Annotated in this window: 10 protein-coding genes and 1 pseudogene; 5 read left to right on the top strand and 6 right to left on the bottom strand. The window is 71.8% G+C overall.

Annotated features, from left to right (window positions below; genetic code table 11):
• From ACZ7JA_RS30245 to ACZ7JA_RS30235, 3 genes are read right to left on the bottom strand one after another with little or no spacing between them, the layout of a single operon-like run.
• Positions 1-1,164 (bottom strand): ABC transporter ATP-binding protein, encoded by a 1,164-nt coding sequence (locus ACZ7JA_RS30245; protein ID WP_351664243.1) that lies wholly within the window; start codon positions 1,162-1,164, stop codon positions 1-3.
• Complete coding sequence (locus tag ACZ7JA_RS30240; protein ID WP_470811514.1) at positions 1,161-2,408, bottom strand: ABC transporter substrate-binding protein; 1,248 nt, start codon at positions 2,406-2,408, stop codon at positions 1,161-1,163. The genes ACZ7JA_RS30245 and ACZ7JA_RS30240 overlap by 4 nt, the downstream gene beginning before the upstream one ends.
• A 51-nt stretch (positions 2,409-2,459) precedes the next feature.
• Positions 2,460-3,998 carry a gamma-aminobutyraldehyde dehydrogenase gene (locus tag ACZ7JA_RS30235; protein WP_351664246.1) on the bottom strand — a complete coding sequence of 513 codons (1,539 nt, stop codon included), beginning with the start codon at positions 3,996-3,998 and terminating at the stop codon, positions 2,460-2,462.
• Between the two features lie 211 nt (positions 3,999-4,209).
• On the opposite strand from ACZ7JA_RS30235, the gene ACZ7JA_RS30230 reads away from it, so the two are divergent.
• Positions 4,210-4,773 carry an NADAR family protein gene (locus tag ACZ7JA_RS30230; RefSeq protein WP_389304866.1) on the top strand — a complete coding sequence of 188 codons (564 nt, stop codon included), beginning with the start codon at positions 4,210-4,212 and terminating at the stop codon, positions 4,771-4,773.
• A gap of 43 nt (positions 4,774-4,816) precedes the next feature.
• On the opposite strand, the gene ACZ7JA_RS30225 is transcribed toward ACZ7JA_RS30230, so the two are convergent.
• Positions 4,817-5,605, bottom strand: coding sequence for a DUF4190 domain-containing protein (locus ACZ7JA_RS30225; protein WP_470811512.1), 789 nt, complete (start codon positions 5,603-5,605; stop codon positions 4,817-4,819).
• A 123-nt stretch (positions 5,606-5,728) separates the two neighbouring features.
• Here ACZ7JA_RS30225 and ACZ7JA_RS30220 point away from each other — a divergent pair.
• Positions 5,729-6,885 (top strand): annotated as a pseudogene (locus tag ACZ7JA_RS30220) (adenosine deaminase).
• Between the two features lie 127 nt (positions 6,886-7,012).
• The gene (locus ACZ7JA_RS30215; RefSeq protein ID WP_351664252.1) at positions 7,013-7,699 is read left to right on the top strand and encodes a glycerophosphodiester phosphodiesterase; all 687 of its coding nucleotides are present in this window, start codon (positions 7,013-7,015) and stop codon (positions 7,697-7,699) included.
• A gap of 33 nt (positions 7,700-7,732) precedes the next feature.
• On the opposite strand, the gene ACZ7JA_RS30210 is transcribed toward ACZ7JA_RS30215, so the two are convergent.
• The gene (locus ACZ7JA_RS30210; protein WP_351664254.1) at positions 7,733-8,260 is read right to left on the bottom strand and encodes a hypothetical protein; all 528 of its coding nucleotides are present in this window, start codon (positions 8,258-8,260) and stop codon (positions 7,733-7,735) included.
• Between the two features lie 173 nt (positions 8,261-8,433).
• Between ACZ7JA_RS30210 and ACZ7JA_RS30205 the strand changes: the two genes are divergently transcribed.
• Together ACZ7JA_RS30205 and ACZ7JA_RS30200 are read left to right on the top strand one after the other, a co-directional pair.
• Positions 8,434-10,833, top strand: coding sequence for an ATP-binding cassette domain-containing protein (locus ACZ7JA_RS30205; RefSeq protein WP_389450975.1), 2,400 nt, complete (start codon positions 8,434-8,436; stop codon positions 10,831-10,833).
• A gap of 60 nt (positions 10,834-10,893) precedes the next feature.
• Entirely contained in the window at positions 10,894-12,009 is a 1,116-nt protein-coding gene (locus ACZ7JA_RS30200) for an acyltransferase family protein (RefSeq protein WP_470811509.1), read from the top strand.
• Here the strand turns inward: ACZ7JA_RS30200 and ACZ7JA_RS30195 are convergent.
• The gene (locus tag ACZ7JA_RS30195; RefSeq protein ID WP_351664260.1) at positions 12,006-13,193 is read right to left on the bottom strand and encodes an ABC transporter substrate-binding protein; all 1,188 of its coding nucleotides are present in this window, start codon (positions 13,191-13,193) and stop codon (positions 12,006-12,008) included. The two genes, ACZ7JA_RS30200 and ACZ7JA_RS30195, sit on opposite strands and share 4 nt — an antisense overlap.
• Between the last annotated feature and the right edge of the window lie 138 nt (positions 13,194-13,331).

The following is a 13,331-nucleotide window of genomic DNA, read 5'->3' as shown; positions in this document are numbered from 1 at the left end:
TCAGGCGGCCTCTTCCTCGACGGTCTCGACACCCGCGTCGATGTCCTGGGCCGCGTCCAGGCCGAAGGTGTGCGCCGGGTTCCAGTGCAGGACGACCTCGGCGCCCGGGACCAGGCGGCCGTCGCGCTCGATGTTCTGGACGTAGACCGCGAGTTCGTCGCAGACGGGGCTGTCGATGACGTACTGCGTGGAGACGCCGATGAAACTGGCGTCGGCGATCCTGCCGGTGAGGCGGTTGCGGCCCTCGGGGATGGTGCCGGCGTCGTCGGCGTGCGCGAGTGCGATCTTCTCGGGGCGGACGCCGACCAGCACCTTGCCTCCGGCCGTCGCCGGCGCGGAACACCGGGCCCGGGGCAGCACCAGCTTGCCGCCGCCGGCCTTGAGCACGATGTCGTCGCCGCTGCTGGTGTCGACCTCGGCCTCGATGAGGTTGGAGGTGCCGAGGAAGTTCGCCACGAAGGTCGTGCGCGGGTTCTCGTACAGGTCGCTGGGCGAGCCCAGTTGCTCCACCCGGCCGGCGTTCATCACCGCGACCGTGTCGGCCATCGTCATGGCCTCCTCCTGGTCGTGGGTGACGTGCACGAAGGTGATGCCGACCTCGGTCTGGATGCGCTTGAGCTCGAGCTGCATCTGGCGGCGGAGCTTGAGGTCGAGGGCGCCGAGGGGCTCGTCGAGGAGGAGCACCTTCGGGTGGTTGATCAGGGCACGGGCCACCGCGACCCGCTGCTGCTGGCCGCCGGAGAGCTGGTGCGGTTTCTTGCGCGCCTGCTCGCCGAGCTGGACCAGCTCCAGCATCTCCTCGACCTGCTTCTTGACGCTCTTGACGCCGCGCCGGCGCAGGCCGAAGGCGACGTTCTCGAAGATGTCGAGGTGCGGGAAGAGGGCGTAGGACTGGAAGACCGTGTTCACCGGGCGCTTGTACGGCGGCAGCCGGGTGACGTCCTGGTCGCCGAGGTGCACGGTGCCGGAGGAGGGGTCCTCCAGGCCGGCGATCATGCGCAGGGTGGTCGTCTTGCCGCAGCCGGAGGCGCCGAGCAGGGCGAAGAAGGAACCCTGCGGCACGGTCAGGTCGAGCGGCTGCACAGCGGTGAAGCCGTTGTCGTAGGTCTTGCTGATACCGGAGAGGCGGACGTCGCCGCTGGTGTCTGTCGTCATGGTCGTCACGCCCCTGTGAGCTTCGCGAACTTCTCTTCGTAGGCCGTCTCTTCCTTCTGGCTCAGCGAGCGGAAGGAGTGCGACTTGGCCTGCATGGCCTTGTCCGGGACGATCAGCGGGTTGTTCGCCGCGTCCTTGTCGATCTTCGCAAGGTAGGGCTTCACGCCGTCGACGGGAGTCGCGTAGTTGATGTACGCGGCGAGCGCGGCGGCCTGCTCCGGCTCATAGAAGAAGTCGATCAGCCGCTCGGCGTTCGTCTTGTGGCGCGCCTTGTTGGGCACCAGCATGTTGTCGGTCGACGTCATGTAGCCGCTGTCCGGGATGACGAAGTCGACGTCCGGGCTGTCGTGCTTGAGCTGGACCACGTCCCCGGCCCAGGCGACGCAGGCGGCGATGTCGCCCTTGGTCAGGTCCGAGGTGTAGTCGTTGCCGGTGAAGCGCCGGATCTGGCCCTTGTCGACGGCCTTCTGCAGCCGGGCTGTCACCGCGTCGAAGTCGTCGCCGGTGAACTTCGCCGGGTCCTTGCCCATGTCGAGCAGGGTCATGCCGATGCTGTCGCGCATCTCGGACAGGAAGGAGACGCGCCCCTTGAGCCTCGGGTTGTCGAGCAGGTCGGAGACCGACTTCACCTCGATGCCGTCGAGCGCCTTCTTGTTGTAGGCGATGACCGTGGGAATGCCCTGCCAGGGGTACGAGTAGGCGCGGCCGGGGTCCCAGTCGGGATCGCGGAACTGCGGCGACAGGTTGGTGTAGGCGTGCGGCAGGTTGGACGGGTCCAGCTTCTGGACCCAGCCGAGGCGGATCAGCCGGGCGGCCAGCCAGTCGGTGAGGACGACGAGGTCGCGGCCGGTGGCCTGGCCGGCGGCGAGCTGCGGCTTGATCTTGCCGAAGAACTCGTTGTTGTCGTTGATGTCCTCGGTGTACTTGACCGTGACGCCGGTCCGCCTGCGGAACGTGTCGAGCGTGGGGTGGTGCTTGCCGCTGTCGTCGACGTCGATGTACTCGGTCCAGTTGGAGAAGTTCACGGTCTTCTCCTGCGCCGAGTGGTCCTCGGCTGACGTGCCGCCCGCGGTCTTGCCCGCCGCGGGGATGCCGCAGCCGCTCAGCGCCGCGAGACCGCCGACCGCGAGCGCGCCGCCCGCGGAGGCGCGCAGCAGCGACCGGCGGGTCATCGCGGCCCTGCCGTTGCGCAGACTGCGCCGCATGGCGGCCACTTGGGCCGGGGTGAGGCGGTCGGGCTCGTACTGCTCCATGCGCGTGGTGCCCTTTCGGATGGGGTCGGCCTGGTCTGCGGCCGGTTGTCGCTAGCGGTCCCCGAACACGGTGCGGTGCCAGTCCTTCCTTGCCACCGCGGTGTTGTCGAACATTACGTGCTTGACCTGGGTGTACTCCTCGAACGAGTACGCCGACATGTCCTTGCCGAAGCCGGAGGCCTTGTAGCCGCCGTGCGGCATCTCGCTGATGATCGGGATGTGGTCGTTGATCCACACGCAGCCGGCCTTGATCTCGCGGGTGGCGCGCCCGGCCCGGTACACGCCGCCGGTCCAGGCGGAGGCGGCCAGGCCGTACGGGGTGTCGTTGGCCAGCCGGATGCCCTCGTCGTCACTGTCGAACGGCAGGACGACCAGCACCGGGCCGAAGATCTCGGACTGGACGATCTCGCTGTCCTGGGCCGCGCCGGTGACCAGGGTGGGCCGGTAGTAGGCGCCCTTGCCCAGGTCTCCGCCGGGGGCCTCGCCGCCGGTCACCACGCGCGCGTAGCCGCGCGCCCGGTCCACGAAGCCGGCGACCCGGTCGCGCTGGGCGTGCGAGACGAGCGGGCCGAGGTCGGTGCCGGGCGCGAACGGGTCGCCGAGCCGCACGGTCTCCATCAGCGCGGCCGTCCGCTCCACGAAGGCCTCGTACAGCGGTCGCTGCACGTACGCGCGCGTGGCGGCCGTGCAGTCCTGGCCGGTGTTGATGAGGGCGCCGGCGACGGCGCCGTTGGCGGCCGCCTCCAGGTCCGCGTCGTCGAAGACGACGAACGGCGCCTTGCCGCCCAGCTCCAGGTGGAGGCGCTTGACCGTGGCGGTGGCGAGCTCGGCGACCCGCTTGCCCACGGCGGTGGACCCGGTGAAGGAGGTCATGGCCACGTCCGGGTGGCCGACGAGGCGCTCGCCGGCCTCCCGGCCGGTGCCGGTGACGATGTTGATCACGCCGTCCGGGATGCCCGCGTCCGTGGCGGCCTGCGCGAACAGCAGCGAGGTGAGCGGCGTCAGCTCGGCGGGCTTCAGCACGATGGTGTTGCCCGCGGCGACGGCCGGGAGGATCTTCCAGGCGGCCATCTGCAGCGGGTAGTTCCAGGGCGCGATCGATCCGACGACGCCGATCGGCTCGCGCCGGACGTACGAGGTGTGGTCGCCGGAGTACTCGCCGGCCGCCTGTCCCTGCAGATGGCGGGCGGCGCCGGCGAAGAAGGCGGTGTTGTCGATGGTCCCCGGCACGTCGAACTCGCGGGTGAGTTTCAGCGGCTTGCCGCACTGCAGGGACTCGGCGCGGGCGAACTCCTCGGCGCGCTCGGCGAGCACGGCGGCGAACCGGTGCAGGGCGTCGGAGCGCTCGCCGGGGGTGGCGCCGGCCCAGCCGGGGAAGGCCGCGCGCGCCGCGGCGACGGCCGCGTCGACGTCGTCGGCGCCGGCCAGGTCGTAGGTGTACACCTCCTCGCCGGTGGCCGGGTCGACCACGGTGTGGGTGCGTCCCGAGGTGCCCTTCGTCAGCCGGCCGGCGATGAACTGCGCGCCGTCCGCGAGGCGGTCCTGGGCGGGAAATCGCTCCGGGTTGGCGGTGCTGCCCGGGTTGTGCATGTCGCTCTCCTCCGCCGTTCGTCCCGTTCCCCGAGGGGTGGGTGGCGTAGCTCCAGCTCGATTTGAGTGCCGATCCTGACAGAGGGAGTGCACTCCAACAAGTGATTCCGTTGTTGCCTTTTGGTTACGCGACGGAATCTGTCGACCAGGTGTCGAGTCGGCACGGAAAAGGACGGACGGAGTGTCAGTGGTGCGTGCCACACTCGCGTGCATGGGGAGGATCGACGGGGTGGAGGCCCTGATCAGAGAGGTACGGGCCGGGGCCCGGATCAAGTACCTGCACTTCTGGGGGCACCGGCCGCTGCCGGACGGCCGGATCGGCGCGAGCTGTCTGAGCCAGTGGTGGCCGTCACCGTTCGTGGTGGAGGAGGTTCACTACGCGACGGCCGAGCACTGGATGATGGCGCAGAAGGCCCGGCTGTTCGGGGACGCGGAGGCGGAGCGCCGGGTGCTCGCGGCGGAGCACCCCGCGGAGGCCAAGAAGGCGGGGCGGCTGGTCCGCGGTTTCGACGGGGCGACCTGGGAGCGGGAGCGCTTCCGGATCGTGGTCGAGGGCAGTGCGCACAAGTTCGCCGCGCATGCGGACCTCCGCGCGTTCCTGCTCGGCACCGGCGACCGGGTCCTGGTGGAGGCGAGCCCCGTGGACCGGGTGTGGGGCATCGGGCTGGCGGCCGGCGACGAGGCGGCCTCGGACCCCGAGCGCTGGCGGGGGCCGAACCTGCTGGGGTTCGCGCTGATGGAGGCGCGCGAGCGGCTCGCCGCGTCCGCGCGCTGAGCCCCGGGGGCGGCCCTGGACCGGGCCGCCCCCGGGACCGGGATCAGCCCTGCGTCAGCACGGGTGCCGAGACCCGGGGCGCGGAGTTGTAGTACGGGTCGTCGTACTCGCTGTCGTGCTTCTTGTCCTCGTTGACGGCCACCGCGATGACGAACACGAAGAACGCGATGGTGGCGAGGCCGACGATGATCCCGATGATGCCGGTGATGAAGCCGGCCTGGGCCTGGCCGTGGTTGGTGGCCTCGCCCCGCTCGGCCCGCTTCTTGCCCTTGACCCCGAGCACCACCGCGATCACGCCGAGCACGAGCGACACCACGCCGTAGAGGCAGAACAGGCATATGGACAGGATGCCGAGCACCATCGCCGCGGTGCCCATGCCGTTCTGCGGGCCCATCGGCATGCCCGGCCAGCCGTAGCCCTGCTGCGGGTACGCGGGGTAGCCGTACCCGCCGGGGGCGGCGGGGCCCGGGCCGCCGGGCGCGGCCGGCGGGGGCGGCATGGCGGACTCGGACCAGCCCTGGAAGCCCTGGGCCGGGGGCGGCGGGGCCGGGGGACCGTAGTTCGGCGCGCCGAAGCCGGGGCCCGGCGCCGAGATCATGGTGGCCTGGTCGTGCACGGACGGCTGCGGCGCCGGCGGCTGCTGCGGACCGGCGGCCGGGGGCTGCGGGGCCTGACCGGGCGGCTGGTCCTGCACCGGGGGCTGCTGCGCGGGGGGCTGCTGCCCGGGCGCGCCCGGCCGCGGGCCCTTCTCCAGCGAAGGCTTGCTCTCCGGCGGCGCCCACGGGTCGAAGCCCCCGCCCCCGCCCGCGCCCTGCTGTCCCTGGTCCGCCACGTCCCCGCCCCTCCATCGATGGTCAGGCCATGGTAAAGCGTCGGTTCCGCGGCCCCGCGCCGGGTCGCCGTTCCCCCGGGCGCCACGGGCGCCGCCGCCGGCCCGGCCTACGATGACCCCCGGATCACCGATCAGCCGATCACCCGCGCCCGGACCACGGATCTCGGTCCGCGGGCGCCGTTCCCGGGGAGGAACCCTTGACCGACCGCAGCGCCGCATCCCGCTCGGTACCCGCCGCCGGCACGCCCGACCGCGATCTGCACGCCTTCATCGCCGGACTGCCCAAGGCCGAACTGCACGTCCACCACGTCGGCTCCGCCTCCCCGCGCATCGTCTCCGAACTGGCCGCCCGCCACCCGGACTCCAAGGTCCCCACCGACCCCGAGGCCCTGGCCGACTACTTCACGTTCACCGACTTCGCGCACTTCATCGAGGTCTACCTGTCCGTGGTGGACCTCATCCGCACCCCGGAGGACGTCCGGCTGCTGACCTACGAGGTGGCCCGCGACCTGGCCCGGCAGCAGGTGCGGTACGCCGAGCTGACCATCACCCCGTTCTCCTCGATCCGGCGCGGCATCGAGGAGACGGCGTTCATGTCGGCGATAGAGGACGCCCGCAAGGCGGCCGAGGCCGAGTTCGGCACCGTGCTCCGCTGGTGCTTCGACATCCCCGGCGAGGCCGGTCTGGAGTCCGCCGAGGAGACCGCCCGGCTGGCCACCGACGACCGGATCCGCCCGGAGGGCCTGGTGTCGTTCGGACTCGGCGGCCCCGAGATCGGCGTACCGCGCCCGCAGTTCAAGCCGTACTTCGACCGCGCCATCGCCGCCGGCCTGCACTCCGTCCCGCACGCCGGCGAGACGACCGGCCCGGAGACGGTGTGGGACGCGCTGACCGAGCTGCGTGCCGAGCGCATCGGGCACGGCACCAGCTCCGCCCGGGACCCCCGGCTGCTCGCCCACCTCGCCGAGCACCGCATCCCGCTGGAGGTCTGCCCGACCTCCAACATCGCCACCCGCGCGGTCGCCGCCCTGGACGAGCACCCGATCAAGGAGTTCGCCCGGGCCGGGGTGCTCGTCACGATCAACTCCGACGACCCGCCGATGTTCGGCACCGACCTCAACAACGAGTACGCGGTGGCCGCGCGCCTGCTCGAACTGGACGAGCGGGGACTGGCCGGCCTGGCGAAGAACGCCGTCGAGGCGTCCTTCCTGGACGCGGCGGGCAAGACGCGCATCGCGGCGGAGATCGACGCCTACACCGAGGCCTGGCTCGCCCCCTGAAACCCGGGCCGGGGCCGGCTCGCCCCCTGAGGCCCCGGTCGGACACCGGTTTGGGGCCCGACCGGTGCGCCGCCCGGCGCACCGCCCGGAGGGCTGCCCGGCGGGGGCGCCCCGCACAATGGGGGCCATGCAGACCGTGACCGCCGTGGCCCACCGCGGCGCCCCCTACCGTTTCCGCGAGAACACCCTCGACTCGCTGCGCTGCGCGTCCGGCCTGGGCGCGGACGCGGTCGAGATCGACGTACGGCTCACCCGCGACGGCGTCCCCGTGCTGCTGCACGACGAGACGCTGGAGCGGCTGTGGGGGCACCGCCGGCCGCTGCGCTCGCTGTCGGCGGCCGAGCTGAGCGGGCTCACGGCGGGCGGGGTGCCGACGCTGGAGCAGGCGCTGGCCGCGACGGACGGCAGCCGGGTGATGGTGGACCTGTGCGGCCGGGTCGACCGCCGGACCGTGCGGGCGGTCATGGACGTGGTCCGGCAGAGCGGCGCCGGGGACCGGGTGTACTACTGCGCGGGCGCCGAGGCCATGCTCGCCGTCCGGGCCGCCGATCCGGCCGCCGAGATCGCCCTGACCTGGACGACGCTCGCCCCGCCGCGCCCCGCGCTGCTGGACGCGGTGCGCCCCCGCTGGCTCAACTACCGCTTCTCCCTGGTCGACCGGGACCTGGCGGCCCGCGTCCACCGGGACGGGTATCTGCTGTCCGTGTGGACCCCGGACACCCGCCGCTCCCTGCGCCGGCTGCTCGGCCTGGGCGTCGACTCGATCACCACGAACCGCGTCGACGCCCTGCACGCGCTGCGCGTGGCCGGCTGATCCGGCCGGCCGCGGCGCCGGTCAGCGCGCCGGTCAGCCCGCGGGCGCCGGCGCCGCGGCGGCCGGCACCGTGAGCGCCTCGAGCCGCTTGATCTTCCGGCGGACGACGTACAGCGGGACGACGCCGAACACCCCGAAGGACATGTCGATCAGCGTCCACCAGAAGGGAATCTGTCGGACCGGCCCGCACACGAGGGCGAGCGGGATGATCCCGGCGCACGCGATCATCCCGAACTCGACGACCCAGACGTTGCGCACCGGGTCGCGGTAGGGCCCGTAGAAGGCGACCGCGATGACGAGGTGCGCGAAGGCCAGCCAGTCCGTGCCGTAGAGGACGAACGGATATTCGGCGTCGGCGGCGTCGAGCCCCTCGCGCACCCGCGAGATCCACTCCATGAGTCCCGGCAGCAGTTCGGGCGCGTTCAGCGCCCGCAGTCCGCTCTCCGTCCAGCGCAGCTCGTGCACCAGCGGAAACGCGGTGGCCCCGCTGAGCACGAGGCACACGACGAAGAGGACCAACCAGACGCGGATGCCCCGGAGCAGGGCGGCTCTGTCGCTCATGGCAGCAGCGTACCCATGATTTGAACATGTTCAAAACTACGTCAGGACGAGAAATCGGCGGACCCGTCAGGAATCGAGAAGCGCCGGGCCGGGACGCGCGGCTAGCGTGCTGCCAGGACCGAGCCGAGGGACCGAGCCGGGCGACGCCCCCGACGGATGGAGACACCAAGGACATGGCCACGAGGACGGACGCCACCCAGCCGCCTGCGCCGCACGTCGCCGACTGCCACGACCTGATCCGGGTGCACGGCGCGCGCGAGAACAACCTCAAGGACGTCAGCATCGAGCTCCCCAAGCGCCGGCTGACGGTGTTCACCGGTGTCTCCGGCTCCGGCAAGAGCTCACTGGTGTTCGACACCATCGCGGCCGAGTCGCAGCGGCTGATCAACGAGACGTACAGCGCCTTCGTTCAGGGCTTCATGCCGACTCTCGCCCGGCCCGACGTCGACGTGCTCGACGGGCTGACGACGGCGATCACCGTCGACCAGCAGCGGATGGGCGGCGACCCGCGTTCCACGGTCGGCACCGCCACCGACGCCAACGCGATGCTGCGCATCCTCTTCAGCCGGCTCGGGCGGCCGCACATCGGCTCCCCCAAGGCGTTCTCCTTCAACGTCGCCTCGATCAGCGGAGCGGGCGCGGTCACCGTGCAGCGCGCCGGGCAGACCGTGAAGGAGCGCCGCAGCTTCAGCATCACCGGCGGCATGTGCCCGCGCTGCGAAGGCCGTGGCAAGGTCTCCGACATCGACCTCACCCAGCTCTACGACGACTCCAAGTCGCTGAGCGAGGGGGCGCTCACCATCCCCGGCTACAAGGCGGGCGGCTGGAACTACCGGCTCTACAGCGAGTCGGGCTTCTACGACCCGGACAAGCCGATCAGCAAGTACACCAAGAGGGAGCTGCGGGACTTCCTGCACCACGAGCCGGTCCGCATGAAGATCGCGGGCATCAACATGACCTACGAGGGTCTGATCCCGCGGATCCAGAAGTCGATGCTCGCCAAGGACCGGGAGGCGATGCAGCCGCACATCCGGGAGTTCGTGGACCGCGCGGTCACCTTCACCACCTGCCCCGACTGCGACGGCACCCGGCTCAACGAGGGAGCCCGGTCGTCGAAGATCGGCGGGGTCGGCATCGCCGACGCGTGCGCGATGCAGATCAGCGACCTGGCCGCGTGGGTGCGCGGCCTGGACGAGCCGTCGGTGGCGCCGCTGCTGGCGAAGCTGCGGCAGACCCTGGACTCGTTCGTGGAGATCGGCCTCGGCTACCTCGCCCTCGACCGGCCGGCGGGCACGCTCTCGGGCGGCGAGGCGCAGCGCGTGAAGATGATCCGCCACCTGGGCTCCTCGCTCACCGACGTCACGTACGTCTTCGACGAGCCCACCGCGGGTCTGCACCCGCACGACATCCAGCGGATGAACGAACTCCTGCTGCGGCTGCGGGACAAGGGCAACACGGTGCTCGTCGTGGAGCACAAGCCGGAGCTGATCGCCATCGCCGACCATGTCGTCGACCTCGGCCCCGGCGCCGGAACGGCCGGTGGCGCCGTCTGCTTCGAGGGCACCCTCGACGGCCTGCGCGCCAGCGGCACGCTGACCGGCCGTCACCTCGACGACCGGGCGGCGGTCAAGAAGACGGTGCGCGAGCCGACCGGCACGCTGCAGATCCGCGGGGCGTCGGCGAACAACCTGCGCGACGTCGACGTCGACATCCCGCTCGGGGTGCTCACCGTCGTCACCGGTGTCGCGGGGTCCGGCAAGAGCTCCCTCGTGCACGGCTCGATCCCGGCCGGCGCCGGCGTGGTGTCGGTCGACCAGACCCCGATCCGCGGCTCGCGGCGCAGCAACCCGGCGACCTACACCGGGCTGCTCGACCCGATCCGCAAGGCGTTCGCCCAGGCCAACGGCGTCAAGCCGGCCCTGTTCAGCGCCAACTCCGAAGGTGCCTGCCCCACTTGCAACGGCGCCGGCGTCGTCTACACCGACCTGGCGATGATGGCCGGCGTCGCCACCACCTGCGAGGAGTGCGAGGGCAAGCGGTTCGAGGCGTCGGTGCTGGAGTACCGCCTCGGCGGCCGCGACATCAGCGAGGTGCTCGCGATGTCCGTCTCCGAGGCCGAGGAGTTCTTCGGCGACGGCGAGGCGCGCACCCCGGCCGCGCACCGCGTCCTCACCCGGCTCTCGGACGTCGGGCTCGGCTACCTCACCCTCGGCCAGCCGCTGACCACCCTGTCCGGCGGCGAGCGGCAGCGGCTGAAGCTGGCCACCCACATGGGGGACAAGGGCGGCGTCTACGTGCTCGACGAACCCACCTCCGGCCTGCACCTCGCCGACGTCGAGCAACTGCTGGGCCTGCTCGACCGGCTCGTCGACGCCGGCAAGTCGGTCATCGTGGTCGAGCACCACCAGGCGGTCATGGCGCACGCCGACTGGATCATCGACCTCGGCCCCGGCGCCGGCCACGACGGCGGCCGGATCGTCTTCGAGGGCACCCCCGCCGATCTGATCACGGCCCGCTCCACCCTGACGGGCGAGCACCTGGCGGCGTACGTCGGCGACGGCGGGAGGAACTGACCCCTCCCGTCCGCTCCCGGGCACGCGTTTGGCGCGCCCGGGAGCGGTCAGACGCACGGAATGCCGCACTTCGAGGCCAGGACGGCGGCCGGCGACGCGAGACCGGCCGGCGACGCCGCCGCGAGCGTGCCCGTGCCCGCGCCGCACGCCGATCGCCAACCGCCCGCGCGGCGGGACGCGTTCTTCGACAACGCGAAGTACCTGGCGATCGTCCTGGTCGCGATGGGACACGCGTGGGAGCCGCTGCGCTCCGGAAGCCGTGCGGTCAGCGCGCTCTACATGTTCGTCTACGCCTTCCACATGCCGGCGTTCATCGTCATCTCCGGCTACTTCTCCCGCACCTTCGAGGCCACTCCGAAGAACATCAGGCGTCTCGTCACCGGCGTCGTGGTCCCCTACGTCGTCTTCGAGACGGCGTACACCTACTTCACCCGGTGGACCGACGGCGTGCCGGACCGGCCGGTCAGCCTGCTGGACCCGCTGTACCTGACCTGGTTCCTGGCCGCCCTGCTGATCTGGCGGCTTCTCTCGCCGGTCTTCAGGCTCGTGCCCCATCCGCTGCCGCTCGCGCTCGGTGTGGCGGCGCTGGCGACCCTGTCCCCGTCCATCGGCAAGGACCTCGACCTGCAGCGCACGCTGCAGTTCCTGCCGTACTTCGTGCTGGGCCTGTGCCTGAGGCGGGAGCACTTCCGGCTGGTGCGCCGCCGCCGGGTGCGCGTCCTCGCCGTACCGGTGTTCGCGGGCGCGCTCGCCTTCGCCTACTGGGCGGTGCCCAGGATGGACGACGCGTGGCTCTTCCACCGCTCCGCCGCCGCGGCCTTCGCGGTGCCCGCCTGGTACGGGCCCGTGATGACCGCGGCGCTGTTCGGCTGCTCCGTGACACTGACCGCGTGCTTCTTCGCCTGGGTACCGGGACGCCGTCTGTGGTTCACCTCGCTGGGCGCGGGCACGCTCTACGGCTACCTGCTGCACGGCTTCTTCGTCCAGGCCGCGAACCACTGGCACTGGTCCGGCCACCTCTGGCCGCACACCCCCGTCGGTGAGATCACCGTCTCCGTGCTGGCCGCCGCCCTGGTGACCGCGCTGTGCGCCCCGCCCGTCCGCCGCGTCTTCCGGTTCGCGCTGGAACCGAGGATGGACTGGGCCTTCCGGCCGGCGCCGCTGGGGTCCCGCTAGAGCCCCACGATCGTGTTCCACCGCTTCGCCAGTTCCGGGCGTTCCGCGGAGGTGATGTCGCGGGCGACGGCCAGCCGCCCGCGCAGGGTGGAGTCGGGGAAGATCAGGGGGTTGCCGGCCAGCGCGGCGGTGTCCTTGTCCCTGGATGCGGCCAGGACCTCCCTGGCCGCCGGGACGGGGCAGACGTAGTTGACCCAGGCGGCGAGCCTCGCGGCGACCTCGGGTTCGTAGTAGTAGTCGATCAGGCGCTCGGCGTTGGACTTGTGGCGGGCCCGGTCGGGGATCATCAGGGAGTCCGACCACAGTTCGGCGCCCTCCTCGGGGACGACGAAGCGGATGTCGGGGTTGTCCGCCTGGAGCTGGATGACGTCGCCGGAGTAGGCCTGGCAGGCGAGGACGTCGCCGCTGACCAGGTCCTTGGTGTAGTCGTTCCCGGTGAAGCGGCGGATCTGGCCCCGGTGGACCTCCCGTTCCACCCGGTCGCAGACCCGGTGGAAGTCGTCCGCGGTCCACCGGGTGATGTCCACCCCGTCGCCCTGCATCAGCAGCGCGAACGCCTCGTCCAGTCCGGAGAGCAGGGTCACCCTGCCCTTCAGGTCGCTCGCCCAGAGGTCCGCCACTCCCCTGATCTCGCGGCCCAGCCGGCGGCGGTCGTAGGCGATGCCGGTGATGCCGGACTGCCACGGCACCGTGGACCTCCGGCCGGGGTCGAAGGCGGGCGAGCGCAGCAGCGGGTCCAGGTGCTCGGCCACGTTGGGCTGGCGGGACCGGTCCATCCGCTGCACCCACCCGAGCCGGACGAACCGCGCGCACATCCAGTCGCTGATGACGATCAGGTCGCGCCCGGTGCGCTGGTGGTTCATCAGCGCGGGGCTGATCTTGCCGAAGAACTCGTCGTTGTCGTTGATCTCCTCCGTGTAGCCGACGGAGATCCCGGTGTGCTTCTCGAAGGCGTCCAGCGTGGGCCGGCGGCTCGCGTCGTCGTCGTCGGTGTCGATGTACAGCGGCCAGTTCGCCCAGGCGAGCCTGCGGTCGGCGGCGGACTCGTCGGGCACGGACCGGTCGCCGGGCTCGACGTAGGCGGCGGGCACCCCGCAGCCGGCGAGGGTGCCGAGCGCGGCGGCGCCGGTGAGCGAGCGCAGCACGGAACGGCGGGACGGGGCGGGCGGCGGAGTCCGGGTCACCACGGAAGGATGCGGGCGCCGTGCCCGGCACGGCAATTGACGGTGCGTCGAGCGGACCGGGCCGTACCCGACACCCTGTCCACCGGCCTCGAAGGCGCCGCACACAAGCGCGCGGCCCCGGGCGGGGAGGTGTCCCGT

The organism is Streptomyces sp. NPDC038135, assembly GCF_055601245.1.
This window is presented reverse-complemented; position numbering and strand designations above follow the sequence as displayed.